This is a genomic window from Komagataeibacter oboediens, from assembly GCF_018491655.1.
In the GTDB taxonomy this organism is placed as follows: Bacteria; Pseudomonadota; Alphaproteobacteria; order Acetobacterales; family Acetobacteraceae; genus Komagataeibacter; species Komagataeibacter oboediens.
Genome location: NZ_JABLUU010000005.1, coordinates 183,614 through 208,709 on the forward strand (window position 1 = coordinate 183,614; position 25,096 = coordinate 208,709).

Sequence of the window (25,096 nt, forward strand, 5' to 3'; positions counted from 1 at the left end):
GTCCTGAGCCTAACGTCAGACCGGACGACCGATATGGAAGCCCTGCATGTAACGAAAGCCCAACGCCCGTAGCTGGTCCTGTTCAGCCTGCGTCTCCACGCCTTCGATAATGACCGTTTTGTCCAGCCTTTCACCCAGATCGGCCATAAGGCGCAGCACATCCACCGTGTGGCCATGGGTGCCCATGGTTTTAACGAAGCCACGGTCGGTCTTGATGATATCAAACGGAATGGTACCGAGATGCGAGAGCGAACTACGGCCGCCGCCAAAACTGTTGATCGCAATCCGTGCGCCTGCACCGCGCAGGGCGGCAAGGTGGCGGATGGAAGCGTCCATGTCCGGCAACAGGGCGTCCTCGGTTATTTCTAGCACGATCCATTCAGCCTTCGCGCCGGTTGCGGCCAGCAATTCGCGTACCTGTCGCGGCATGTCAGGCTGGCGAAGCTGGTTCGCGCTCAGATTGACATGGGCTGCGATTTCGTGCCCCGGCGCCTGGTCACGGTTGAAGGCCACAACATGGCGCAGCGCCTGTTCCAGCACCCAGTTGCCAATGGGTACGATCAGACCTGTTTCTTCCGCATTGCGGATAAAGGCTGCCGGATCATGCAGCACGCCGCGCCGGTCACGCCAGCGCAGCAGGGCTTCATGTCCCACCACGCGTCCAGCCTGCACATCCACGATGGGCTGGTAATGCAGCAGAAACTCGTTGCGTTCCAGCGCATTGGGCAATTCACCCTGCAGGATCAGCGCATGGTGCATGCGTGCCAGCAGGTCGGGTGTGAACAGGATGACCCGGTCGCCACCACGACGCTTGGCTTCATACATGGCGAGATCGGCATCGCGCACGATATCAGCCGAGGATTTATGATCGTGATCGGACGTGACGATGCCAATACTGGCGGAAGGCCGCAGGTGATGCCCATCAATCACCATTTCCAACTCCAGTTCCTGACAGATGCGCGCGCCGATCTTCTCAAGGGCGGCACGATCGCGCTGGCCTGTCATGATGGCGGTAAATTCGTCACCGCCCAGACGGGCGATAAAGCAGTTCTCCTCTGTATCGAACACGCGGCGCAGACGGTTGACGATCTCGATCAGGAACATGTCGCCGGCATGATGGCCGAAGCTGTCGTTCACCATCTTGAACTTGTCCAGGTCGATGAACATTACCGCATGATCGTGGCCAGTTTTCCGGTCGCGCTCCATGATGGCATCCAGCCGCGCAAGAAAAGCCTTGCGGTTGGGCAGGCCGGTCAGCGCATCATGCGTGGCCTCGTGGCGCAGGAGGTCGGCGGTTTCACGTCGTTCGAGCACATGAGACAGCTGACGCGCGATATTGGAGAACATGGCCAGCGTATAGGGATCGCTTTCGTGGCGCGAAAGGGCATCGAATTCCAGCACCATCGCCATGCGACCACTTACCATGATCGGCACCATCAGGACTGTCTGCATGCCGGTGCGGGTCCCCTCCCCCACAAGCCACAGGGGCGCTGACTCGATCTGCAAACGTGAGCAGATGCTGGGCAATAGCGCATTGTCAGGCCCGGTAGGCAGTGCACGGCCAGCAGCCGCATTCTCATGTCCGGAAAGATGGCTGGCCAGACGGAACACCCGGCCGCTGCCCTTACTGTCTGGCAACCATGCCAGTGCCATGCACCATGGCCCCATCTCGCAGGCCTGCGAAAAAGCAAAGCGGACGATGTCCTCCACCGACAGGCCACTATTGGCCTGGGCGGCAACCGCCTCCATCAAGGCCTGCTGGCGATTACGTGCATACAACTGGCTCAACCCGTCCTCAGCGATGCGTTCGGCTTCCATGCGCACTTCGCGTTCGCGCTCATAACGGCGGCGGATGCGGCGGTACAGGGCTTCATAATCCGTTACTTCTGACTTCGGTCCAGGATTGATGGTCATAGCCACTTCACCCGCAGCATGTTTTCCTTGCCAGATCCGGGTGGGAAACGCTCGACCTCAACCCTGTCGCCAAACACATCGGCCGCACCCAGCACAAAGCCCTGTGCCAGGTCGATCAGGTGGCGTTCGGAACTGTAGGTCATGTCCAGCGTGCCATCATCGTTTTCCTTCATGTGGAAATACGGACACATCGCGCCGGGATAGAGCTTTCGCACCTCGGGATGGATGATGCTGTTTACGCTCAGGATAAAGCTGCGCGAATTGGGATGCGTGCTGAACAGTTCCGGATAGCGTTGCTTGAGGATGGGCATGGCATCCCGCCCGAATCTGTGCAGCAATTCGGCCGGTGTAATACCGAGGTGCTTCGAGGCTGCCATTACCAGCGCCTGCATTTCCGCATCGGGGTAGCTGCCCAGCGAAGTATAGGCGCCGCTGACATTGGCGGCCTCTAGCAGGGTATCCCATGCTTCTGCGCCGTGGTTCTTTTCCACGACCTCTTCAAGAATATTAAAAACAATGCCCTTCATTATTTCGCAACCTCTTGTAATATATATGCATTTTAAAGATGTATCGCAGATATATATAACGATGCATTCTGATGTCACCTTATGTCTTGTATGCGTTTTATGCATACTTAAACGGTTTCACAGCAATCCTGCGGATCGTTCACTAAACAGATGACCCACATTTATGCTAATATTTCGCGGTTTTCTCTAAGTTTTGAGCCGTTACATTTGTTACAATAATAAATGTCTGGCTGGTCCATTTATATATCGAATATGTATTATATGTCTGTAATAACACGGATTTGCGATGTATTTCTTGTTCCCAAGAAGACCAGAATGGAGATGGCGATATGATCTGAAGGATGCGCGACATGAACGGATAAAGGCAGCCCATACAATTCACTACGACAAATTCAGATCCATCCTCCTCACAGCAGCACAACTTGTCCCGCAATTGTCGTGTTTAATTGACGATACCCTCAGGATATCAAATTGCGCAGAGCGCCTGCGACGGCCCCAGCGAACCAACTCGGCGAAGGCACATCCCAAAAGAAGACTCGAATCTACCCTCAAGACGTGCATGAAATAAAAAACAACGCAGCCAATTTTTGCTGCAGCAATCGCAAGATGATCTTCGAAGCTTCTCCCATTGCGGCGACCTGCATGGCCAATCCTGAGCCTAGGAGCGGGACGATTATCTCGCCCACGCCTGGCGTGCCTTCATGACAGGCATTCTGGCGACACCTGCCCCCCCGCCTGCACGTGCCATAGGGCGGCGGAAGCGACGTAAAGTAAGATTTTCCGGGATGCAGGCGGCCTGATCCATTCCCGTTTGGAAGACAGGCCGTTTTCCTGCACCGCAGTTATTTCCGCTGCTGGTCCTGCGGGGCTTTGGTATCAAACCCGCCCCCGATTGCCCTGTACATGTCAACCGATGCATCAAGGCTGGAGAGCAGCGCGGTCGTATGCGCCTGTTCGGCCTGCTGGGCCAGCACCTGTGCCGAGAGCACATCGAGCCTGCTGGCATAGCCATGTTCCAGCCGCAACTGCGTCAGTTCCACGGTTTTTTCGGCCGCTGTTTCCTTGTCCCCGTCACTCTGTTCGCGCGCGTGGGCATTGTCCTGTTCAAGCAGGGCGTCATGCACTTCCCTGAAGGCGGTGCGGATGCTCTGTTTATACAGGATGACCTGCTCGTTCTTCTCAGCCCGTGCCAGCTTGACGCCGCTGGCCGTGCGGCCAAAGTCCATCACCGGGGCCGCCATGGAGGCCGCCAGCGTCCATGACCGCGTGGTGGCACGATACAGGTTATCAATATCAATGTTGTTCACCCCCGCCAGGCTGGCCAGTGAGATGGTGGGGAAATAGGCCGCGCGCGCAAAGCCGATATTGAAATTGCTGGCGATCAGCGTCTGTTCATGCATGGCGATGTCGGGTCTGCGTTCCAGCAGGGTGGACGGGATTTCCGGCGGGGCCGGGATGGGAATGGTCAGTTCATCAATGTTTTTGCCTCGCTCCATCGCCTGTCCGATGATCTGTTCAGGTGAGCGGCCCAGCATGACGGCCAGCGCGCTTTCCGCCTTGCCGCGCTGGTCCTCCACATCCGGCAGGGCCGCCTGTGCTGCGTCACGCTGCTCGGTCACGTTCTGCACCACCAGCGCGTCCACCGCGCCCACTTCATGCTGGCGCTGCACCAGTGCCAGAAGGGTCGTCTGGGTCTCGATGGTCCGTTGCAGGATCTCGCGTTGCCGGTCCAGCGCGCGCAGGCTGAAATACAGCTTTGTAGTGGCAGCGGCGATGGACAGCCGGGCGGCCTCGTGCCCGTAACCCGCCGCCTTCACGCCCGCCTTCGCCGCCTTGCTCAGGCTGGCGTTCTTGCCCCAGAAATCGGCTTCGTAATTGAGCATGCCACCTACGAAGCCAAGGTTACTCATCTTGTGCGCAACCGGCAGTTCATCCTTGAGGTGCAGGCGGCCCATGGCATCCGCGCCTGCCACCGAGATGGAGGGCAACTGGTTGGCGAAGGCATATTTATACTGTGCCCGCGCCTGCTGCAGCTTTGACCCCGCCAGGGCAAGATCATCATTGTTTTTCAGCGCTTCGTCCACCAGCGCGTCCAGAACCGGGTCATTATAGCTGCGCCACCATGCGCCACCATCGGGCACTGTTCTGGCCTGCTGCGTGCCCCATTTATCGGGCATGGGCATCTGTGGCCGGTGATAGGTCGGCGCCAGCCACGCGCAGCCCGCCAGCAGCGCGGGCAGCAGGAGGATCGTGATGCGTTTCATCTTGTGGCTCCCTCAACCTGCGGCGATGGCGTTTCCTTCACTCTGAACCACAGCACGTATAGTGAAGGCAGGAAGATCAACGTCAGCACCGTCGCCACGGCCAGCCCGCCCATGATGACATCGGCCATCGGCCCCCAGAATACGCTCGATGCAATCGGCAGCATGCCAAGAATGGCGGCGACAGCCGTCAGCATGATGGGGCGGAAGCGGATCTTGGCGGCATTCATCACCGCATCCCATTCCGATTGCCCCAGATCCTTCTCGATCTGGATCTGGTGCACCAGAATGACCGAGTTGCGGATGATCATGCCAATCAGCGCCACCAGCCCCAGCATGGCGATGAACCCCATCGGGTGCTGGGTCAGGAACAGCGCACCCACCACCCCGATCAGGCCAAACGGGGCCACGCTGATGACCAGCGCCAGCCGCTTGAAATCCTGCAACTGGATCATCAGCACGCCCAGCATGACAAGGATCATGAGCGGGACGACGGCCACGACGGATTTCTGCGATTTCGCACTTTCTTCCACCGTGCCACCCACCGCGACGTGGTATCCTGATGGCAGGCTGGCATTGAACGCCGCGATTTTCGGGGCCAGCGTGCCAACGGCGGTATCCGCCTGCACCCCGTCGCGGAGCTGCGCCTGTATGGTCAATGTCGGCAGGCGGTCGCGCCGCCAGATCAGGGGATAGTCCTCGGCGTATGAAATACTTGCCACGGTGGACAATGGCACCGTCTGGTCATTGGGCAGGCGGATGTCGAGGTTGCGCAGGTCCTCGATCGACAGGCGCTGGGCATGGTTGGCGCGCAGCACCACATCGACCAGATAGATGCTGTCGCGCACCTGCGTTGCGGTCACGCCGGTCACCGCCGAATTGATGGCCAGCGCGATCGCGCCTGACGACAGGCCCAGACGGTGCGCCTCGTCCTGCCGCACGTCGATCTTCAGCTTGCGCGCCGGGTCGCCCCAGTCGAAATTGACCATGTGCAACTGGTTGCTGTCGGCCATGATCTTCGCCACGTCATGCGCGTAATGCCACACCCGGTCTGGGTCACGGCCGGTCACGCGGTACTGCACTGGCCAGCCCACCGGTGGCCCGAGTTCCAGCGGGAACAGCCCATGCACCACGTCGGGCATGTCGCGGCTCAGTGCACCATCCAGCCGCTTGCGCAGGCGGTCACGCGCCACGGCACTTTTGGCGACGATGACGGTCTGGGTAAAGAAGTCGTTGGGCAATTGTTCATTGAGCGACAGGTAAAAGCGCACGGCCCCGCGCCCGACATAGGAACTCCAGTGATCGATATCGGGATCATTACGCAGGATGGCATCCAGCCGGCGCGAGACATCCGCCGTCGCCTTGATCGATGCCCCCTGCCGCAGCGACAGGTCAACCAGCAGTTCCGGCCGGTCGGATGCAGGGAAGAACTGCCGGGGCACCAGTGGGGACAGCACAATGGCCACGACCAGTGCGGCAAGGCTGGCCAGCACGGTGGCACGCGGCCTACGCATGGTGAACAGCAGCGCGCGGCTGAACACGCGCAGCAGCCGTCCTTCCGGCGGGGCATGGGGTGCTGCCGCCGGGCGCTGCTTCAAAATGGTCACACCCACCAGCGGCGCGACCAGGACGGCGACAAACCACGACGCGATCAGCGCCATGCCCACCACGGCAAACAGGGAGAACGTGTATTCCCCCGCCACACTTTTCGCGAATCCTACCGGGATGAACCCTGCCACGGTCACAAGGGTTCCGGTCAGCATAGGGAACGCGGTGGAGACATAGGCATAGGTCGCGGCCCGCGTCAGGGTCCAGCCCTCCTCCAGCTTGCTGACCATGCTTTCCACCGTAATCATGGCGTCATCGACCAGCAGGCCGAGTGCTATGATCAGCGCTCCGAGCGAGACGCGCTGCAGGTCGATGCCGAACAGCTTCATGCACACGAACACCACCGCCAGCACGAAGGGAATGCAGAACGCCACCACCGTGCCCGCGCGCCCGCCAAGGCTGAGGAAGCTTATGCCCAGCACGATGGCGATGGCCTCGAACAGGGCTTCGGTAAAGTCTCCCACCGCGTCATGCACTACCTTGGGCTGGTTGGCGACCAGATGCGCCTCGATGCCGATGGGCATGCGGGCGTGCAGTTCGGCCATTTTTGCAGTGATGTTCTTTTCCAGTTCCAGCACGTTGCCGCCGCTGCGCATGCTGAGCGCCAGCCCGATCGCATCCTGTCCGCCCACGCGGAACATGGTCTGCGGCGGGTCGGAATAGGTGCGGGTAATGGTGGCGATATCACCTAGCCGCACCTTACGGCTGCCGGCATAGACCGTGACATTGGCAATGTCCTGTACCGACCCGAACTGCCCGGTGGGCTGGACCTGTATCTGCTCGCGCCCTGTATCGATCACGCCGGATGGCACCGTGGCGTTCTGCGCCAGCAGGGCGGCCGCGATCGTGGCCCCGTTTATGCCCAGCCGGGCCAGATGGTGGGTGGAGAAATCGACATAGATCTTCTCATCCTGCGCGCCCAGAGTGTCGATCTTGGCTACGTCGGGTACATGCAGCAGTTCGTCGCGCACCGTCTCGACATAATCGCGCAGTTCACGATGGGAAAAGCCGTCGGCGGTAAAGCCGTAGATGATGCCGTAGGTATCGCCGAACTCGTCATCAAAGAACGGGCCGACCGTGCCCTGCGGCAACTGCGCCTTGATGTCACCTACCTTCTTGCGTACCTGGTACCAGATATCCGGCACTTCCGCCTTGGGCGCGCCGGAGAGCAGGTTGACAAAAATCGTGGTCTTGCCTGCCAGCGTATAGCTTTTGACGTAATCGAGGTCGGGTGTTTCCTGCAGTTTCTTCTCGATGCGTTCGGTCAACTGATGGGTGGTTTCTTCCACCGACGCACCGGGCAGGAACGCCTCCACCACCATGGTCTTGACGGTAAAGGGCGGATCTTCATTCCGGCCCAGTCTGAAGTAGGACTGGATACCGGCCACGCCAATCAGGATCATGAAGAACAGGACCAGCGCACGATGACGGATGGACCAGTCGGACAGGTTTATGCCCCCCGGGGCGCGTGGCTCAGGGGCGGACATCGGCTTCATCCAGCAGGCTGACCTTTTCTTGCGGATACAGCGCCTGCACGCCCGCCGTCACCACCCGGTCCCCGGCGTTCAGGCCGGAAGCGATCACCACGTCATCGGTGGCATAACGGGTAATGGTAACGGGGCGCAGGAAGACACGCAGCGTGTCGGGGGCCACGATCCAGACGGCGGGCTTGCCGTCCTGTACCGCAAGGGCTGCGGGCGGCAGATGAACGGCCGGTGTCGATGGCACGGACAGGCGGCCCGTCACCACCGCGCCCAGCGGCATCATGTCGCGCGTGGCGCGTAGCAGCGCCTTGGTATGATAAGTGCGGGTCAGCGGATCGGTATCGGGCGCGATTTCATAGATCGCGGCAGGTGCGCAGGTAGCAGGCGCTGCGTCCAGGCACACCTTCATGGTCATGCCTACGGCCAGACGGGACTGCGCCAGGGCCTCGGGCATGTCGAACTGCGCGTCCAGCCCGTCACCTGCCGCCATGCGCAGCACGGGTTGGCCCGCGGCCACCACCTCGCCTGCTTCCACCAGCCGGTCGATCACGATGCCGTCCTCGGGCGCCATCAGGCGGGTATAGCCAAGCTGTTCCTGCGCCACGCGCACCTGCGCCTGTGTCGCCTGCACCTGATCCTGCGCAGTTTTGTAGCGGCGCACCGCGTCATCATAATCGTTGCGTGAAATGGCCTCCACCGGCAGTAGGGCTGCGGCCCGCTGCTTCAGGGGGGCAGCCTGTTCCAGTGCCGCTTTTGCCGTGGCGTTTTCCGCCAGCGCCGTGCGCAGCGTCTGCTGTGGCACCGTGTCATCCAGCCGTGCCAGCACGTCCCCCGCATGTACGACGCTGCCTGCGGACACGGAACGTTCCACCACCTTGCCGGGCAGGCGGAAAGCGAGGTTGATGGACTGATGGGCGGCGACCTGCCCTGTCACCACCTCGCCACTTGCGTTGGATATGGGTTCGGCAATGACGGAGCGGACGGGGCGGATTTCCTCCACCGGCGCCTTCTTGTGGCAGGCTGAGAGCAGAAGTAGCAGGCAGAGCAGGATCAGGCCAGGATAACTCCCCGGTTTTTTAGTGGCGGGCATGACCTGCGGGGCTGGCGGTGCGCTACCTTTCCCCTGCGCTACAGGATGAAAAATGGTGGCGAGGAAGGTGGGATGTTGCACATGGCCCACGCCTTCGCTGCCAGTATGTCTGGTTTGCATGGATACCGACCACTCCCAGTCATTTCCGGAACCCGGCGGCATGACGCAGCCGTTACGGGCTGTATATATACGAGACCGTATCGTATTTCAACGATGTTCGGGCGCGACCTTGTGGCCTCTGATGAGATGGCAGCAAAAGGGCCGGACGATCCGATGGAGGAAAAGACAACGCCAGGCCATCTATGTAGCGAAAGCGCGCTGAAAATGGTGCCGGGCCAGATTGAAACGGCGGTGGCCTATGGCGCGCGCCCCCTCGCCTCGTCCGGTCAGGAAACAGGCAGTAGACAGAAAAGAGACGACCGGTCTAATTTTTGTCTGGACATGCCGACCAGTCACCCGTATATAGACTTCCATGAAGATCGCAGAGAAACATCGCGCTGCCCGGCAGCACATTCTGGAAGCGGCCCGGCCGCTTATCGGCCAGCGTGGTTTCTCGGCCGTTGGTCTGGCGCAGATACTTGATGTCGCGGGCATTCCCAAGGGGTCGTTCTACCATTACTTCGAATCAAAGGAAGCCTTTGGCGAGGCCCTGCTCCAGACCTATATCGACGATTACCTGATAAAGATGGATGACATCCTGGGAAACGACGATGAGAACGCTGCACAGCGGATCACCCGCTACTGCCAGTTCTGGCGCGATACCCATATCGAAGGCCAGATCGGCAACAAATGCCTGATCGTAAAGCTTGCGGCCGAAGTATCGGACCTGTCCGAACGGATGCGCGCCATTCTGGATGTTGGCACCCGTACTGTCATTGACCGGATCAGTAAAGTCATTGCCACAGGACAGGAAGAGGGATCGATTGGCAGTACACAGCCCGCGCTGATGCTGGCGGCGTCCCTTTACCAGCTCTGGCTGGGGTCAACGCTTATGGTGAAGATCACCCACAGTTCTCCGCCGTTTGATCATGCCTGGGAGGCAAGCAGGCGGCTTCTGGAAATCTAGCGTGCCGGACATGCCGCCAGCGGCCTGTTCCACGATTTTAATAGATGACCGGTCTAATAGAGACGACCGGTCCAATAGGTGCAAAAATGCAGAATTTCGAATTCTACAACCCCACGCGGGTTCTGTTTGGCAAAGGCATGATTGCCCGTCTTGATGAACAGCTATCGCCCGAGGCCCGCGTGCTCGTTCTGTATGGTGGCTCCAGCGCCGAACGCAGCGGCACGTTGAATGAGGTCCGTGCGGCCCTGGGCAACCGGACCTTCCGTGAGTTTGGTGGCATTGAAGCCAACCCGACTTATGAAACCCTGATGAAGGCCGTGGCCATGGTGCGGGCGGAAAATCTCGATTTTCTGCTGGCCGTGGGTGGCGGCTCGGTCATGGACGGCACCAAGTTCGTGGCCGCCGCCGTGCCGTATGAAGGCGAGCCGTGGGATATTCTGGTCAGCAAGGGAGAAGCGGCAAAGACGGCACTGCCGCTGGGCACCGTTGTCACCCTGCCCGCCACCGGGTCCGAAATGAACTGCCTGAGCGTGATCTCGCGCCAGTCCACGGGCGACAAGCTGTTGTTTTCCAACCCGCTGGTCTATCCGCGCTTTTCAGTGCTGGACCCCATGCGCACCATGAGCCTGCCGATGAAGCAGGTCATCAACGGTGTCGTGGACTCCTTCGTGCATGTGATGGAGCAGTACATGACCTATCCGGTCGATGGCATGGCGCAGGACCGCTTTTCCGAAGGGCTGCTGTCCAGCCTGGTGGAAATCGGGCCACGTATCATTGCCACGCCAGACGATTATGACCTGCGCTCCAACCTCATGTGGGTTGCAACCCTGGCGCTGAATGGCCTGATCGGTGCGGGCGTGCCGCATGACTGGACCACGCACATGATCGGTCATGAGATCACGGCGAAATACCACATCGACCATGCCCGCACGCTGGCCATGGTATTCCCTGCCCTGCTGAAGGTACGCCGCGCCGAAAAGCGCGCCAAGCTGCTGCAGTATGCCGCACGGGTGTGGAACCTGACCGAAGGCACGGAAGACGAGCGGATCGATGCCGTTATCCGCAAGACCGAAGAGTTCTTCGAAAATCTTGGCGTGCCGACCCGCCTGTCTGCTTACGATATCGGGGCGGAAGGCATCAACGATCTGGTCAGGCAGCTTGAAGATCACGGCATGACCCATCTGGGTGAAAACGGTGATGTCACGCTGGATGTCAGCCGCCGCATCCTTGAGGCCGCCGCCTGATCCATACCGAAAGTTTACCCGGGATACGGTCCCAGACCGTATCCCGACCCCAACTGGCTGAATAAAGAGACAGATATCCAAAATGGCTTACGCATCAACCAATCCCTATACCAACGAAGTTGTCGCCACCTTCCCCGATGCTACGGATGCGGAAGTACAGACCGCACTGGCCGAAGCGCATGCCGCTTTTGAAAGCTGGCGTGACACGTCCTTTGCCGACCGGGCAAAGGTCATGAACGCGGCGGCCGCCATCCTGCGCCGCGACATTGACAAATATGCCCGCCTTGGCACGCTGGAAATGGGCAAGCTGTTCGAGGAGTCAAAGAAGGAAGTCATTCTTTCCGCCGAGATCTTCGAATACTATGCCAACCACGCCGAAGAACTGCTGAAGCCGGAAATCCTGCCCGTCGCCAACCCGGCGGAAGGCAAACCCGTTCTGGTTCACGAACCGCTGGGCATCGTGCTGGCGATCGAACCGTGGAACTTCCCCTTCTATCAGGTCGTGCGCATCATCGCGCCGCAGCTTTCGGCCGGTAATGCCGTGTTGCTCAAGCACGCATCCAACCTGCCGCAGTGCGCTGCAGCCTTTGATACGCTGATGGCCGAAGCGGGCCTGCCCAAGGGTCTGTTCCGCAACCTGTATGCAGCCCGCCCCCATACCGCCATGATCCTGAACGACCCGCGTGTGTGTGGTGTCGCCCTGACGGGTTCGGAAGGGGCTGGCACCGTGATTGCCGGCATTGCAGGCAAGGCGCTGAAAAAGGCGACCATGGAACTGGGCGGTGCGGATGCCTTCATCGTTCTGGATGACGCCGATGTGGAAAAGGCAGCCCGCTGGGCAGTGATCGGTCGCCACTGGAATGCCGGTCAGGTCTGTGTTTCGGCCAAGCGCCTGATCGTGGCGGATGCGGTTTATGACCAGTTCCTTGCCCTGTACAAGGAAGGTGTTGCCGCCCTGAAGGCCGGTGACCCGAAGGACCCGTCCACAACCCTTGCCCCCCTGTCGTCACAGGCCGCGGCAGACGACCTGCGCGATCAGGTTACGCGGGCGATGGACCTTGGGGCGAAGGTTGAAATCATCGGTGCGCCGGTGCCCGAACAGGGCGCGTTTTTCCAGCCGCTGCTGATGTCCAACCTTGATGGGAAGAATGCGGCCCGTCACTGGGAATTCTTTGGCCCCGTAACCCAGATCTACCGTGCAAAGGACGAGGCGGACGCCATCCGCATCGCCAATGACTCCCCCTACGGGCTGGGTGGCTCGGTTTTTACCCGGGACGAGGCACGCGGTGCACGTGTGGCACGCGCCATTCGCACAGGCATGGTGTTCATCAATCATCCGCTGTCGCCGAAGGCCGACCTGCCGTTCGGTGGTATCAAGAACTCGGGCTATGGCCGTGAACTGATTGGTCTTGGCATCAAGGAGTTCATCAACCACAAACTGATCAATGTGGTCGATATCGACGCGGCGTTCTGACGAAACAGGCGAGGCCGAGCACAATGATGCGTGCCCGGTCTCGCCCACAATGGGAAACGGCCATAAAGAAGTAGGCTGTACCAATCTTTATTGCGAGCGGATCGAAGCAGGGCATAAGTCTTGGTCCGGATCGTTTTTTCTGACATAGACCGATGCGCCTTACCTCATGCGCTGGCAGGCTGATCCGGATCGCCCGTTTAAGGTCCTGCATCTTTATCTGGGGCTTACTCTGGTCAACCGGGCTGCCTGATCGTTAGGGCTTAATTCCTCCCGACCCTTCATGCGTGACATTTCCGGTGTTCAGGACGCATTCATATCTGGCGTGCTGATAGGCCTGACTGCAGGGATCCAGACACCTCACTCGGCCAGTTCTCTATTTGTGAACGGACTTCTGGAAAGCCTGACCGTCCACCTTCTACGCCATTATGCAAATGCGCCTGAAGTGACAAGGGGAATGGTGGTGGCCGGCAGCGGCATCTGTCCGGCGAACGAGACGCCGTTTATCAGGAACATCATCATCGCAGATACTGAAAAGGCGGGCACGCGGAATAGCCGCAGATCGATCAGCGCATGATCGCCCTTTTGCCGCGCGGAGTGGAAATGCAGGATGAACAGCGGCAGCGCCGCCCGTCCGGGGCGGTCTGCCGCACATGGTCGGTGCCGTACAGGAACGCGATCAGCGCGGAAGTCCGCAGCCCGAAGGGCAGGTTAAGCAGAAAAATCCATCGCCATGACGCGACCGAGAGGATTGTGCCTGCCACGGCGGGCCCGAGAAGCGGGGCGAGCAGGACCGGCAGGGCGACGGCTCTCGCGGCCCTTGGCATGTGTCTGTTGGCCACGCGGGCGACCGCCATCTGCGCCATGGCAGCAAGCAACCCGCCTGATTTCCCCAAAGCGCTGGTGACGGAAAGGATCCATCACCCGAACGATACAGGAAAGCTGGCGAAGCGCATTGGAATATTGAAATTCTTCAGAACAGGATAAGGTTCCTTCTCTCATCCCGCACGCAGAGTGAAACGGGTGATCTCGGATGGCCTGCCCAGCCGGAGCGCGAAGCCCGGCCACAGTCCGGTCCCGTTGCTGACGTAAAGCGTCATGTTCCCCAGATCATAGCGGCCTGAAACAAATCCGTTATTGCCGCGTGCAACAAGACGGTCGAGGCCAACAATCATCCCGCCATGCGTATGGCCCGACAGTTGCAGGGCAACACCCTGTGCGGCAGCTTCACGCGCATCACCGGGCTGGTGATCGAGCAGCACGACGGGGGCACCGGCAGGAATACCCGCAAGGGCCGCAGCCAGATCGGGACCGGCCTGTCCATGCCCGGGTGCCGACCGGTCGGTAACGCCTGCAATGACCAGTCCGGCCCCTCCCCTTGAAATCACCACATGGCGGTTCAGCAACATGTGAAAGCCCAGTTCTGACAGGTGCTGCATCCACTCGCCATAATCGAAGAAATATTCATGGTTTCCCGGGATCGCCAGAACACCGTTCGGCGCATGCAGCCCCGCAAGCGGTGCCACGTCGGCACGGCGCATGGCCACCGAGCCGTCAATGAAATCGCCCGTCACGACAATCATGTCGGCCCCGGCCGCGTTGGTACGCTCCACGACTGCCCTTGCCCATCGGGCGGGAAACAGCCGGCTGATATGCATGTCGGTCAACTGAACCAGCCGATAGCCGTCAAATGCTGGCGACAGGCCGGGAATGGTCACGCTTACATCCCTGACTGGCGGCACACGCAGCGCATTGGCAACGCCGATGGCGGAAAGCATCCCGGCAAGGCCACCCACGGCCGCCCGCGCCGCGACCGAGATACGCACCGGCTGCCACGTTACCAGCGCAACCAGCAGCGCACCAATATCAAGCGCGATCTGGAACAGCATGAGAAATGCGATCGCCCCGAATGCCCAGTTGAACAGGATGACAACAGGCCGGGGAAATTCTGGCGCGAAGACCGAACCCGAGGAAAGCCGGGACCAATAGTGGTAAAGTGCGGCCACGACCACCAGTGCCGCAGCAATCACCTTCAGCCCCAGCGGAAGCGGTAACGGCCAGAGCCAGTTCAGGATCACGACAAGAAGGGGCAGGCCGAAAACAACAAGGCGCATTCAATATCCTCGCACGGAAGCGCAGGGAGACATCTTCCATCCCCCTGCGTCCAGGCCATTCATATCGGTAAACTGTCTGTCGGGGCGTCAGGAACGTCCATTATGCCACAAACAGGAACAGGGGTGACTCAGGAGAATTTTTCCCCGACCATTTCCTCGCTTTTGGCCCACAGCGCCTCGGCATGCACGGGATCTAATGCATAGGCCCGCACGCCCGCACTGACCAGACTGATCGGCTGGTCATCGGGCACGACCGGGCTTACGTGGCAGTCTTCGCAGTAATGACCGCCGACGGCATCAGCCGCCCCCACTACGCCTGCCCAGACTGCCGTGGCCGCCCCCTGCGGAATGGTCTTGAACTGGAACGGTGGCTTGCCTTCCGCCGCAGCCTGTTCATTGATCCGCGCCACCATCGCCTCAATGCCACCTGCAGGCATGTAACGCGTCAGCTCGGTCAGGATTCCACCCGGATGCACCGCTGTTGCGCGTACGCCGCGCGTGCGGTGCCGTGCGTCAAAGGCGACGGCAAACAGGATGTTGGCTGTCTTGGAACGGCCATAAGCGATGAACGGATCATACGGCGTATGCTCGAAATTCGGGTCCTTCAGGTCAACATCCGCAAAGCGATGTCCGGCCGAGGATACGTTGACCAGCCGGGCACCGGCGCGCATCAGCCCTGCAATGCGGTTAACGAGGACAAAGTGTCCCAGATGATTGGTGCCGAACTGCGTCTCGAACCCGTCCTTCGTATGGCCGAATGGCGTGGCCATTACGCCCGCATTGGCGATCACCAGATCGAACGGAAGGCCAGTTGCGTTCAGTTGATCGGCGCAGGCGCGGACACTACCCAGGTCCGCGAGGTCCAGGGCGACCAGTTCGAAGCGTCCGTCTCCACGCGCCGCGTCCGCACGGACCTGCGTGGTGGCCTGCTCTGCTTTTTCCAGATTGCGCGCGGCACCCACCACATGGGCACCATGGGCCGCAAGGGCGCGTGCGGTTTCAACGCCCAGACCGGCAGAAACACCGGTTACAAGCACGCGTTTGCCCTTCAGCGATACGCCGGAGAGGACATCTTCCGTTGTCGAGCTTGCGCCAAAAGTCTGTGTCATGGGGGAAACTCCCTGAAAGGATGCATCCGTTTTTTGCCGAAATGGCCTGCGGGATGTTATATGGAGTGTGGCTCCGCTTGATATATGCGGAGGTATGCTCCGTTTAACAAGAGGAAAACCGGTGACCGACGAAAAAAAGCCGCGCCGCCGACCGCGCAGCGATGGACAGCGCAACAGGACAAACCTGCTGAACATGGCCAAGGCAGCCTTTACGGCGGGGGAAGTCGATATTCCGCTGGATGAGATCGCCCGCCGTGCGGGCGTGGGGATCGGCACGCTTTACCGCCATTTTCCCAATCGCGATGCGCTGATCGAGGCGGTCTATCGCGCTGAACTCGACCGCCTTGCCGATGCGGCACCAGTCCTTGCCGCGCAGCATCCGCCGGTGGAGGCGCTGCGGGCGTGGATGCGGCTGTTTGTTGACTATATTGCCGCCAAGCTGGTGATTGCCCCTGCCCTCAACGGCCTGGCAGGCGGCACGGGCGCACTTTATGCCCAGTCCGGCACGGTCCTGCAGGGTGCGATCGACGGGCTTGTGGCAGCCGCCGTTGCCAGTGGCGACATCAGCACGGATATCGAGCCAGTTGACCTGCTCCGCGCCTTGGCAGGGGTCTCGAACTACGCCGCCGGCCCCGGTTGGGAGACCAGTGCGAAGCGTCTGGTCGATATTCTCATCGCCGGGTCACGGACATCGGCATCGTAATCAGGCGGGAGTGTTCTGGCGGGCGGAACGACCGTTGCGCTGCGTGACGGATATAGTCCTGCCGCCATTCCTTGCGGAAACGTCCCGTCTGCTGTAACGCTCAGACCCCGCGAAAAACGACGGTCCATGGCCCACTTTCAGGCCCCAAGGCTGTCGCACATACGTCCTTCATGCCGTGGCATGATTGGCCAGCGTCTCCGAAAAACACAGCCCGCATTGGCAGATGCCGATGCGTTACATGGAGCGCGATCATGCGACGGACCATTGCGATCATCGGGGCTGGCCCTGGTGGCCTGATCCTTGCCCGTATCCTGCACCTGCACGGGATCGAGGCCACGGTCTACGAGGCCGAGACGTCGCCTGCCGCCAGAAAACAGGGCAGTCTGCTTGATATCCACGAACATAACGGCCAGCGCGCGCTGAAGGCGGCGCGCCTGCATGATGATTTCCGCCACCTTGTCCGGCCAGGTGAGGATGCAAAGCGCATTGTGGACAGGAACGGGACCATCCTGTTCGACCGGTCGGGGCAGACCCTGTCCCCGCGCCCGGAAGTTGACCGGGGTGAACTGCGCCGCATGCTGATCGCTTCCCTGCCCCCTGCTGCGATCCGGTGGGGCTATAAGGTCATGTCTGTATCGCTAGTTGCCAACGGCCAGCATGAGATTGTTTTTGCCAATGGTGCCAGAACCACAGCGGATCTGCTTGTCGGTGCAGATGGTGCCTGGTCGAAAGTCCGTCCGCTTCTCACCCCTGCCCGGCCCGTCTATTCAGGCACCTGCTTTATCGAGATTGCCTGCCCTGTTGCCGATAGACACCGCGCGGTGATCGGCACAGGCACCCTAATGGCAGTGGCACCGGGCAAGGGCATCATCGTGCATCGCAATGCCGATGGAAGTGTGACGGGATATGTGGCGCTGAACCGGCCGGAAACATGGGTAAGATTGGTTGATTTCAGCAATGTCAGCAAGGGATTAGGTATTATTGCACGGCAGTTTACGGGCTGGGCATCACATCTGACGCGCTTCATTACCGACAGTAATGCCGATCCAGCGATCCGCCTGATCCATGCCCTGCCGCCCGGGCTGCGGTGGCCGCATCGACCCGGCGTGACCCTGATCGGCGATGCCGCACATCTCATGTCCCCGTTTGCGGGTGAAGGGGCCAATCTTGCCCTGTATGACGGCGCGGAACTCGGCCAATCGCTCATCGCCCACCCCGATGACATGAACGCGGCCGTGGCGGCCTATGAGGCGGCACTTTTTCCACGAAGCCACGCAGTGGCGCGCCGGTCCGCGCAGAATCTGGACCTGTTTTTTGGACCGGATGCACCCGCCAGTGTGGTCGATCTGTTCGACCAGTTCGCGTGAGTGATACGTTCCTTCAGGGGACAGGCAGATTACAGATCCAGCGGGCATGACAACAGGTAACACCTGTCAGGCATCGTTCCGTGCGACCCAGACGTTACCATCCTTGACGTATTTACGCTTCACTGCCGCCCACGCAACGCGATTGGCCGCTTCCCCGGGGTCTTCACCTTTCGCGCCATATTCGGTCCAGGCATTGTTGAATGCGGCCCGGAAAATTTCCTGGGCATGGGTGGGCAGGTGCAGACGGACCCGGTCTGGTAGATCGTGGATTGATGAGTAAGGCATCAGGTCACTCCATTGGTCAGGATTTCATCTGTCGCGCACAGACCTGTCGGGGGGAACCATCAGGTCATACCATGGTGGGTCGGTTGCAATCCCTGTGCTGAAGCAGGTCAATCCGGACAGTTTTCGTGGTTTGCAGGCAGTTATGCCGAAAATGACCTATCGTGGAGGAAGTTGCCTGTGCCCGGCGATGCAACGCCATGCCACGCGCGCAATACATGCTGATATTATCCCAGAAGTCCACTCCTGCAATAACTGTCAATAATCTCGTCGAACAGTGCAATATCAGCGCGGCTTCTGGCCATAAGCTGCGCACCGGACACTGCGGCAAAGATGGCAGAGGCCCAGCCCGTGTTGTGTGGAGATGCCTGATCGATCGCGGATAGAACCGTATCCAGCCATGCGACATTGATATCGGCAAAAGTCTGGACCTCATGCCTGACGGCATCAGGCAGATCCGCATATTCCGCGCTCATGAAACTGCACAGGCACAGGCGGTTGCCGTCTTCGAGCGATCGGCGGAACATTTCAGGATAACGGCGCAGGCATAGGCGGGGATCGGGGGTTTCTGCCTGCATGGCATCAAGTGCGGCCCTGATATCCTCCCAATACCGCCGCGCAACCGCAGCACCCAGATCGGCCTTGCTGGGGAAATGATAATAGATACTGGCCGCCTTGATGCCGACTTCCTTTGCCAGGTCACGGAAATTCAGGCCGTTATAGCCATGCATCTGTGCGGCCCGCCTTGCGGCTGTCAGGATGGCCTCCCTTGAACTGGAACTTATCGTCATGCTCATCATCTGCCTGTGACTTACCTACCAAGTGATAGATAGACGTTGACGGCTGGGATTTGAAGTCATACTCTTCGCCTACCTACCATTTGGCAGGTAGATAAACGACACGACGCCCGATACCCTCACGTCTGATGGCAACGAGGTTACGCCCATGAAAATCTATGACTGGCCCACCGGCCCCTATCCGGCCCGCGTACGGATTGCCCTGGCTGAAAAAAACCTCCTGTCTGATGTCGAATTCGTGCCGGTCAACCTGTGGAAAGGCGAACACAAAAAAGCTGACTTTCTCGCCAAAAATTATTCCGGAACCCTGCCGGTCCTCGAACTTGGGGATGGCACCTGCCTTGCTGAATGCACGGCCATCACGGTCTATCTCGATGCACTGGTGGGAGAACCCACGCTGACCGGCCGAACGCCGCTTGAGAAAGGCGTAATCCACATGATGACAAAACGCGCCGAGATCGAGATGCTGGATGCGATCAGCGTCTATTTTCATAATGCGACACCCGGTCTCGGCCCCGATGTAGAACGTGACCAGAACCGGGAATGGGGATTGCGCCAGCGGGACCGGGCGCTTCGCGGGATGCATTATCTTGATGCGGTTTTGAGAAAGCAGCCGTTCATTGCGGGTGATGCTTTCTCGATGGCGGATATCGCCGTCATCGGGGGTTTCATATTCGCTGCAGCCGTAAAATTGCCTGTTCCGCAGGAAAGCGAGGCCCTTCTCGCCTGGTATGCCAGAATGCAGGAACGCCCGAGTGTGCGGACGCAACTGGCCATTGTGCCGCCGCCTCACTGAATGACGCGCACACCAGCGCCGACGGGTTGACAGCATGCAGGGCCGCCGGGGGGGCAACCTCAGGGCTTCCAGCGCCGTAGGATGAGGGATGCGTTAATGCCGCCAAAGCCAAACCCGTTCGAGATGGTGGGGTCGAATCTTGCTAACCCGCACAAATTCGTCACAAGTCCAATACACCTTCGAAGCCGTCCCGACCTGAGATGCCTATTATCCCGAATGCGGGCATCCTTGCTGGCAGTTCCCCTTTTTCAGGCGACCTCTCCCCTGATGGCGTCAGTCCGTCATAAGCACGGCATATGTCATCTCCAGATAGGTTTAAAATAAATTAGTCGGGTACGGCCAGTGTGCACCCATTCATTCGTTGGCGTTACCGGAAACACGCCACACAACACCGCCCACATCGTCTGCCACCAGCAATGCGCCCGACCTGTCAATCGTGAAGCCGACCGGTCGACCATGCACATGCGCTTCGTCGGCTGTCAGGAAACCCGTAAGCACATCAACCGGCGGTCCGGACGGCTTCCCATCGGCGAACGGCACATAGATGACCTTGTAGCCACTCTTGGGCCGCCGGTTCCACGATCCATGCTGTGCCACGAACATCCCGTGACGCCAGGCGTCCGGAAGTTGGGTGGCATCCTGGGAAAACGCAATGCCAAGGGAGGCCGTATGCGGGCCAAGCGCGTAATCCGGCGCAATCGCCTGCGCCACAAGGTCCGGTCGCTGTGGCGAGACCCGTGTGTCAACGTGCTGGCCGTAATAGCTGTAAGGCCAGCCATAGAATGCGCCTTCCTTGACCGATGTGATATAGTCGGGGACGAGGTCGCTACCGATTTCATCGCGCTCGTTGACCGCCACCCACAGGGCACCGCTCTCCGGCTCAAAGGCCAGCCCGTTCGGGTTACGCAGCCCGGTTGCATAGGGCGTCAGCTTTCCCGTGCTCAGATCGAGCCGGTCGATCCGTGCCCGACCTTCTTCGACGTCCATCCCGTTATCGGCGACATTGCTGTTGGACCCGACGGTCACATACAGGAAACGCCCGTCCGGGCTGGCGAGCAGATTTTTTGTCCAGTGATGGTTGTAGCCTGCTGGCAGATCCACAACCTTGGTTCCCGGCGCATCAATCCGCGTGTCACCGTCATGATAGGGAAAACGAAGGATTGCGTTGGCATTGGCGACGTAAAGATCATTGCCTACCAGCGCCATGCCGAAAGGCGAATAGAGATGGTCGAGGAACACCGTGCGGGTATCCGCTGACCCATCGCCCCTGGTGTCGCGCAGCAGGATGATCCGGTTCGGGCTGGCCTCCCCCGCGCCAACCTTGCCCATCACGAACCCTGCAATGCGGTTTTTGAGTGTCTGGACATCCGTTTGGGGCGAATTGCTCTCGGCCACCAGAATATCGCCATTGGGTAACCGATAAAGCCATCGGGGATGGTCGAGACCCTTCGCATAGGGCGTAACCGCCAGACCCTGAGCGGGTGTGGGTACCTTCCCCTCCGCCCAACCCACGGGCGTCGCGACATTGACGGTCGGAAACAGGGTATGGTTGGGCTGCGGCAGATCAGGGTGCGGGCCTGTTCCTGCCGTTACGGGAAGAGATGCATTTTCCGGACGCAGGACGAGTTCCCATGTCGCTGCACCGAGCACTGCCAGTCCGATCACTCCGGCACTGCTCCAACGTATCCATGTCTTCATGCTATTCTCTCGGTTCCATGTTACCCGGCAAAACCCTGCGGTCCGTGCTATGATTCGGCGCCGCCCTCTGGCAGGACAAAGCCCAGTACCTCTGCAAGATGGGCACGGTAGCGCGCGACGGTCCGATCAACCGCCGGTTCTTTCATAACGTTTGACGCAAGATACGTTGCAAGCGGTGCCATGCCCAGGAACTGGTTGGCCTTGTGGAAAGGGAAATAGACCGCATCAATCCCCTTCCCTTCAAAGAACTGTGCCGGATCGACAAAGGCTTCTTCCGGGGCGTTCCATGTCAGGGAAAGCATGTAATGCTTCCCCTGCAGCAGGCCGCCTGAACCGTATTTACGCTCAGGATGGGAACGGCTGCGCCCATCGTTGGCATAAAGCGTGCCATGACCGGCGGTGAAGACTTCATCAACATACTTCTTGACCGTCCACGGCGCGCCCATCCACCAGCCCGGCATCTGGTAGATGACCAGATCCGCCCACAGGATATTCTCGACTTCTGCCTGAATATCGTAGCCAGCATCGATTTTTGTCTGTCGTGTATTGAAACCCGCGTTCGACAGGACCGCAAGGGCGGCGTCATGCAGCGTATCGTTCAGACGACCATGAGAATGGGCAAAAGCCTTTCCACCGTTCAGAAGGAGAATATTTTTCATCGTAATAGTGTCCTGCAAAAGCATCCCGGATACGACTGATCAGGATTGAGAACCATTGTCCGGAAGCATTTTCAATATGACGGCGCCTTGGCCGTACAAGCGGCATCTGTTCCCTACGGAACATGATGAACTTGACAGGCTTTGATAATCCGTTGCTTCTCCACAGCACTTGTGAACCTGTTTCATCAAAGAGGCGCTGATGGATAACCGGATTGGCGAAATGCAGATGTTTCTGCGTGTCGTGGAAAGCGGCAGTTTTTCCGGGGCAGCCCGCCTGTCGATGACAACGCCCCCGACGATAAGCAAACTGATCGCCCGTGTTGAAACACGCCTTGGCGTGCGCCTGCTTGAACGTTCGACACGGCGGCTTTCCGTTACGCCGGAAGGTCAGCTTTACTACGAGCGTGCTCAGGCACTGATCGCCGAACTTGACGATATGGAACATGCGCTCACCACAGGGTCGGTTCGGCCCGGCGGCACTGTGCGCATCAACGCCTCGGTAGCCTTCGGAGCGCTGGCGCTTGAGCCTCTCCTTCCAGAGTTCTGGGATGCCTATCCGGATATCGTCATTGATCTGTCACTCTCCGACGAACTGGCGGACCTTTATCTTGATCGCACGGATGTTGCCTTCCGGGTCGGGCCGTTGCAGGATTCAAATCTGACGGCCCGGCGTATCGGCACAGCGCGACGTAAAATCGTTGGATCACCAGATTACCTGAAACGGTTTGGTACACCGCAGAGCATTGATGATCTGGACCAACACAAATGCCTTGGCTTCAATTTCCGGCGTGCCGCCCCTGTCTGGCCGCTGCAGGAAAAAGGTCGCATCGCAGATCGTATCGTCCGAGGCCCCCTGCTCGCCAATAACGGCGAAACAGTCAGACGCCTGACGCTATGGGGTGCGGGGCTGGCACGGCTTGGCGACTACCATGTGCGCGATGACATCAAGGCCGGCCGTCTCGTTGAAGTTCTGGCCCATACGGACGCGCAGGACGAAGAAGAGATTCATGCGCTCTATCTGGGCAGCAGACAGACACCCCAACGCGTGAGAGTATTTCTCGATTTCGTCATTCCGCGTCTTCAGGCGTATTTGCGTACCTGAATGTTGTGCGTCCTGTCAGATCAGAACGGAAGAATTGATTTCCGGACGATGCTTTCAGGCACGAGCCAATATAATCGGCAGCCCGCTTCGCTTCCATCATCTCCAGCATGATTGGTGAGATATCTTATGCAAAGCTTGCGTTCTTGGCCTTCAGGAGCGGGATATCGGTCTTCATACTCCGCACGCCTTTGATCCGTGCAAGGTGTTCGCTCTCGAAATATTTCAGTCCTGGCAGGTCGTCTTCTCCCGTCAGCCATAACCTGACAAAAACCGTCACGCCGAACCCGGCTTTCGCGGGATTCACAACGGCGACATACCCTTTCGATAACGCCACTTTTTCCAGCATTCGCATACGGCGCAGGCATGGCGATGGAGAGAGTCTGGCGCGCCTTGCAAGTTCATTGTTGGGACCGCGGCCATCTTCCTGGAGAACACGACGAATACGCCGAGCAATCGCATCCGGTTTCATTGGCATCTTAGAGACTGTTTCAAAAGTCTCCTTCAGCCTTCACGGCCTTGAAAGCCACGCCATTGAAAGTATGAACGTTGTGCTTTGAAATCCCCAATTTTCAGAAATGACATAAAATCCGCTGCTGATGGTACGGATAATTTACTTTGTAAAGATTTTTGCAAAGTTTTGCCTCTCTCAAAAGACTGTGCAAATAACTCGCGTGCATTCCCATGTTCGGCCGAAGCTGCGCTACCTGTTTGATTTTGGAATTGGCGTTCAATTCTAGGTCACGTTGGCAAAAGGCCTATTACGTTTGGATGGCTGGAATTGCCTGCCGGATGAACAAAGGTATGCTTATTGTTATCCTAATAGAGGCGAGTGCTGCCTGTCTGCTTAATTCCTGATCCCGGTTGTTCCGAACCGGATAGTCTCATGAATTGGCAGCCTGTCTGGCAATGCGCTGCAAGTCCGCATTGTCATATATTCTGCATCCATCGGTCGCCCGTCCCACCAGCGCCGTAATCGCCTGCGCGACGGTTTTCGCGTCAATGCCGCCATATCTGGAGAGCCTGCCGATCATGAGCGGCGCCAGGGCCATTGCCAGTCGCTGACCGATTGCCTCCATCGGCCGTGCCTGTGTACGGTGGCCCAGCAGCATACCGGGACGTACGATATCCACGCGGTTGAAACCGAGTGCCCTGATGTCGCATTCGATCGCGCCTTTGGTCCTGAGGTAAAAACCGGGGCCACCAGCTCCCACTGAAGAAACGAGAATGAACTGGCGCGCGCCAAGCGCATGTGCTGCTGTGGCAAAAGCGAGGACGTAGTCATGATCCACGCGGAACATGGCCGCCTGCGATCCTGCGGTACGAATTGTCGTGCCCAGGCAGGAAATCGCCACGTCGGCACCAGACGGGGCCACGGTCCGTAGCGTCGCGGCAGGCGCCGTACACAGACGTTCGAAATCAATGACATGACCGGAGCAGGATGATTGCCTGCGTGTCAGGCTGGTGACAACGGTATCGGGCCGCCTGGCAAGGTCCGCATCAACGAGATGTCCGATCAGGCCGGTGCCACCGATAAGCAGAATGCGCGTTGTCATCGCAGGATCAGACTGGTGATGACGTCGGTAAGTTTGCTGAATGGCGGCTGAAGCAGCGTTGCTGCATTGAAACGTCCCTGCCGGTACACGCCACGGGCATGGGTGAGCGCCATGAATCCTTCCTTTCCATGATACGCCCCGATGCCACTATCCCCAACGCCACCAAACGGCAGATCGTCCTGCACATAATGCATCAATGTGCCGTTGATCGTCACGTTTCCTGAAACCGTGTTTTTCAGCACCCTGTCACG

General features: G+C 59.3%; 21 protein-coding genes and 2 pseudogenes. 8 read left to right on the plus strand and 15 right to left on the minus strand.

Annotated features, from left to right (window positions below; genetic code table 11):
• Positions 1-15: 15 nt before the first annotated feature.
• The 5 genes from HNO79_RS06755 to HNO79_RS06775 all read right to left on the minus strand — a co-directional run bounded on the left by HNO79_RS06755 (position 16) and on the right by HNO79_RS06775 (position 9,004).
• Positions 16-1,914, minus strand: a complete 1,899-nt coding sequence (locus HNO79_RS06755) for a bifunctional diguanylate cyclase/phosphodiesterase (RefSeq protein WP_214164872.1) — start codon at positions 1,912-1,914, stop codon at positions 16-18.
• Entirely contained in the window at positions 1,911-2,441 is a 531-nt protein-coding gene (locus HNO79_RS06760; RefSeq protein ID WP_214164871.1) for a heme NO-binding domain-containing protein, read from the minus strand. Before HNO79_RS06760 ends, HNO79_RS06755 begins: the two co-directional genes overlap by 4 nt.
• An 842-nt stretch (positions 2,442-3,283) precedes the next feature.
• The gene (locus HNO79_RS06765; protein WP_214164870.1) at positions 3,284-4,705 is read right to left on the minus strand and encodes an efflux transporter outer membrane subunit; all 1,422 of its coding nucleotides are present in this window, start codon (positions 4,703-4,705) and stop codon (positions 3,284-3,286) included.
• Positions 4,702-7,806 carry an efflux RND transporter permease subunit gene (locus HNO79_RS06770; protein WP_214164869.1) on the minus strand — a complete coding sequence of 1,035 codons (3,105 nt, stop codon included), beginning with the start codon at positions 7,804-7,806 and terminating at the stop codon, positions 4,702-4,704. The genes HNO79_RS06765 and HNO79_RS06770 overlap by 4 nt, the downstream gene beginning before the upstream one ends.
• Positions 7,784-9,004, minus strand: coding sequence for an efflux RND transporter periplasmic adaptor subunit (locus HNO79_RS06775; RefSeq protein ID WP_214164868.1), 1,221 nt, complete (start codon positions 9,002-9,004; stop codon positions 7,784-7,786). Before HNO79_RS06775 ends, HNO79_RS06770 begins: the two co-directional genes overlap by 23 nt.
• Positions 9,005-9,356: 352 nt before the next feature.
• On the opposite strand from HNO79_RS06775, the gene HNO79_RS06780 reads away from it, so the two are divergent.
• The 4 genes and pseudogenes from HNO79_RS06780 to HNO79_RS06795 form a co-directional block, all read left to right on the plus strand.
• Entirely contained in the window at positions 9,357-9,950 is a 594-nt protein-coding gene (locus tag HNO79_RS06780) for a TetR/AcrR family transcriptional regulator (RefSeq protein WP_010509863.1), read from the plus strand.
• Positions 9,951-10,036: 86 nt separating this feature from the next.
• Positions 10,037-11,194, plus strand: coding sequence for an iron-containing alcohol dehydrogenase (locus tag HNO79_RS06785; protein WP_010516306.1), 1,158 nt, complete (start codon positions 10,037-10,039; stop codon positions 11,192-11,194).
• An 82-nt stretch (positions 11,195-11,276) separates the two neighbouring features.
• Positions 11,277-12,668 (plus strand): NAD-dependent succinate-semialdehyde dehydrogenase, encoded by a 1,392-nt coding sequence (locus HNO79_RS06790; RefSeq protein ID WP_214164867.1) that lies wholly within the window; start codon positions 11,277-11,279, stop codon positions 12,666-12,668.
• Between the two features lie 124 nt (positions 12,669-12,792).
• A pseudogene (locus tag HNO79_RS06795) lies at positions 12,793-13,098 on the plus strand (AraC family transcriptional regulator); the annotation flags it as partial.
• 23 nt (positions 13,099-13,121) lie between these two features.
• On the opposite strand, the pseudogene HNO79_RS06800 reads toward HNO79_RS06795, so the two are convergent.
• The 3 genes and pseudogenes from HNO79_RS06800 to HNO79_RS06810 form a co-directional block, all read right to left on the minus strand.
• Positions 13,122-13,558, minus strand: a pseudogene (locus HNO79_RS06800) (MFS transporter); the annotation flags it as partial.
• A gap of 105 nt (positions 13,559-13,663) precedes the next feature.
• Complete coding sequence (locus HNO79_RS06805; RefSeq protein WP_214164866.1) at positions 13,664-14,779, minus strand: metallophosphoesterase; 1,116 nt, start codon at positions 14,777-14,779, stop codon at positions 13,664-13,666.
• Positions 14,780-14,907: 128 nt separating this feature from the next.
• The gene (locus tag HNO79_RS06810) at positions 14,908-15,888 is read right to left on the minus strand and encodes an SDR family NAD(P)-dependent oxidoreductase (protein WP_214164865.1); all 981 of its coding nucleotides are present in this window, start codon (positions 15,886-15,888) and stop codon (positions 14,908-14,910) included.
• Positions 15,889-16,009: 121 nt separating this feature from the next.
• Between HNO79_RS06810 and HNO79_RS06815 the strand changes: the two genes are divergently transcribed.
• Together HNO79_RS06815 and HNO79_RS06820 are read left to right on the plus strand one after the other, a co-directional pair.
• The gene (locus HNO79_RS06815) at positions 16,010-16,591 is read left to right on the plus strand and encodes a TetR/AcrR family transcriptional regulator (protein WP_214164864.1); all 582 of its coding nucleotides are present in this window, start codon (positions 16,010-16,012) and stop codon (positions 16,589-16,591) included.
• A gap of 251 nt (positions 16,592-16,842) precedes the next feature.
• A complete protein-coding gene (locus HNO79_RS06820) occupies positions 16,843-17,958 on the plus strand; it encodes an FAD-dependent oxidoreductase (RefSeq protein WP_214164863.1) in 1,116 nt (371 codons plus the stop codon).
• 66 nt (positions 17,959-18,024) lie between these two features.
• Here HNO79_RS06820 and HNO79_RS06825 read toward each other — a convergent pair whose 3' ends face one another.
• Complete coding sequence (locus HNO79_RS06825) at positions 18,025-18,243, minus strand: ChaB family protein (protein ID WP_214164862.1); 219 nt, start codon at positions 18,241-18,243, stop codon at positions 18,025-18,027.
• 224 nt (positions 18,244-18,467) lie between these two features.
• The gene (locus HNO79_RS06830) at positions 18,468-19,031 is read right to left on the minus strand and encodes a TetR/AcrR family transcriptional regulator (RefSeq protein WP_214164861.1); all 564 of its coding nucleotides are present in this window, start codon (positions 19,029-19,031) and stop codon (positions 18,468-18,470) included.
• A gap of 154 nt (positions 19,032-19,185) precedes the next feature.
• Between HNO79_RS06830 and HNO79_RS06835 the strand changes: the two genes are divergently transcribed.
• Positions 19,186-19,833 carry a glutathione S-transferase gene (locus HNO79_RS06835; RefSeq protein ID WP_214164860.1) on the plus strand — a complete coding sequence of 216 codons (648 nt, stop codon included), beginning with the start codon at positions 19,186-19,188 and terminating at the stop codon, positions 19,831-19,833.
• Between the two features lie 354 nt (positions 19,834-20,187).
• Here the strand turns inward: HNO79_RS06835 and HNO79_RS06840 are convergent, their stop codons facing one another.
• On the minus strand, positions 20,188-21,531 hold the full coding sequence (locus HNO79_RS06840) for a PQQ-dependent sugar dehydrogenase (protein WP_214164859.1): 1,344 nt from the start codon (positions 21,529-21,531) through the stop codon (positions 20,188-20,190).
• Positions 21,532-21,578: 47 nt separating this feature from the next.
• Positions 21,579-22,190, minus strand: coding sequence for an NAD(P)H-dependent oxidoreductase (locus HNO79_RS06845; protein ID WP_214164858.1), 612 nt, complete (start codon positions 22,188-22,190; stop codon positions 21,579-21,581).
• 199 nt (positions 22,191-22,389) lie between these two features.
• On the opposite strand from HNO79_RS06845, the gene HNO79_RS06850 reads away from it, so the two are divergent.
• Positions 22,390-23,292 (plus strand): LysR family transcriptional regulator, encoded by a 903-nt coding sequence (locus HNO79_RS06850; RefSeq protein ID WP_214164857.1) that lies wholly within the window; start codon positions 22,390-22,392, stop codon positions 23,290-23,292.
• A gap of 124 nt (positions 23,293-23,416) precedes the next feature.
• Here the strand turns inward: HNO79_RS06850 and HNO79_RS06855 are convergent, their stop codons facing one another.
• The 3 genes from HNO79_RS06855 to HNO79_RS06865 form a co-directional block, all read right to left on the minus strand.
• A complete protein-coding gene (locus tag HNO79_RS06855) occupies positions 23,417-23,767 on the minus strand; it encodes an Lrp/AsnC family transcriptional regulator (protein WP_244987448.1) in 351 nt (116 codons plus the stop codon).
• A 406-nt stretch (positions 23,768-24,173) separates the two neighbouring features.
• Entirely contained in the window at positions 24,174-24,845 is a 672-nt protein-coding gene (locus tag HNO79_RS06860; RefSeq protein WP_214164855.1) for an NAD(P)H-binding protein, read from the minus strand.
• Positions 24,842-25,096 (minus strand): aldehyde dehydrogenase family protein (locus tag HNO79_RS06865; protein ID WP_214164854.1); only part of this gene is annotated, 255 nt, incomplete at its 5' end. The genes HNO79_RS06860 and HNO79_RS06865, both read right to left, overlap by 4 nt.

Bases quoted from the DNA above. Each gene is read 5' to 3' on its own strand.
- HNO79_RS06820 (WP_214164863.1), top strand. From the start codon at position 16,843: ATGCGACGGACCATTGCGATCATCGGGGCTGGCCCTGGTGGCCTGATC.
- HNO79_RS06850 (WP_214164857.1), top strand. From the start codon at position 22,390: ATGGATAACCGGATTGGCGAAATGCAGATGTTTCTGCGTGTCGTGGAA.
- HNO79_RS06845 (WP_214164858.1), bottom strand. From the start codon at position 22,190: ATGAAAAATATTCTCCTTCTGAACGGTGGAAAGGCTTTTGCCCATTCT.
- HNO79_RS06810 (WP_214164865.1), bottom strand. From the start codon at position 15,888: ATGACACAGACTTTTGGCGCAAGCTCGACAACGGAAGATGTCCTCTCC.
- HNO79_RS06805 (WP_214164866.1), bottom strand. From the start codon at position 14,779: ATGCGCCTTGTTGTTTTCGGCCTGCCCCTTCTTGTCGTGATCCTGAAC.
- HNO79_RS06825 (WP_214164862.1), bottom strand. From the start codon at position 18,243: ATGCCTTACTCATCAATCCACGATCTACCAGACCGGGTCCGTCTGCAC.
- HNO79_RS06790 (WP_214164867.1), top strand. From the start codon at position 11,277: ATGGCTTACGCATCAACCAATCCCTATACCAACGAAGTTGTCGCCACC.
- HNO79_RS06780 (WP_010509863.1), top strand. From the start codon at position 9,357: ATGAAGATCGCAGAGAAACATCGCGCTGCCCGGCAGCACATTCTGGAA.
- HNO79_RS06860 (WP_214164855.1), bottom strand. From the start codon at position 24,845: ATGACAACGCGCATTCTGCTTATCGGTGGCACCGGCCTGATCGGACAT.
- HNO79_RS06765 (WP_214164870.1), bottom strand. From the start codon at position 4,705: ATGAAACGCATCACGATCCTCCTGCTGCCCGCGCTGCTGGCGGGCTGC.
- HNO79_RS06840 (WP_214164859.1), bottom strand. From the start codon at position 21,531: ATGAAGACATGGATACGTTGGAGCAGTGCCGGAGTGATCGGACTGGCA.
- HNO79_RS06775 (WP_214164868.1), bottom strand. From the start codon at position 9,004: ATGCAAACCAGACATACTGGCAGCGAAGGCGTGGGCCATGTGCAACAT.
- HNO79_RS06785 (WP_010516306.1), top strand. From the start codon at position 10,037: ATGCAGAATTTCGAATTCTACAACCCCACGCGGGTTCTGTTTGGCAAA.
- HNO79_RS06855 (WP_244987448.1), bottom strand. From the start codon at position 23,767: ATGCCAATGAAACCGGATGCGATTGCTCGGCGTATTCGTCGTGTTCTC.
- HNO79_RS06755 (WP_214164872.1), bottom strand. From the start codon at position 1,914: ATGACCATCAATCCTGGACCGAAGTCAGAAGTAACGGATTATGAAGCC.
- HNO79_RS06770 (WP_214164869.1), bottom strand. From the start codon at position 7,806: ATGAAGCCGATGTCCGCCCCTGAGCCACGCGCCCCGGGGGGCATAAAC.
- HNO79_RS06760 (WP_214164871.1), bottom strand. From the start codon at position 2,441: ATGAAGGGCATTGTTTTTAATATTCTTGAAGAGGTCGTGGAAAAGAAC.
- HNO79_RS06835 (WP_214164860.1), top strand. From the start codon at position 19,186: ATGAAAATCTATGACTGGCCCACCGGCCCCTATCCGGCCCGCGTACGG.
- HNO79_RS06830 (WP_214164861.1), bottom strand. From the start codon at position 19,031: ATGACGATAAGTTCCAGTTCAAGGGAGGCCATCCTGACAGCCGCAAGG.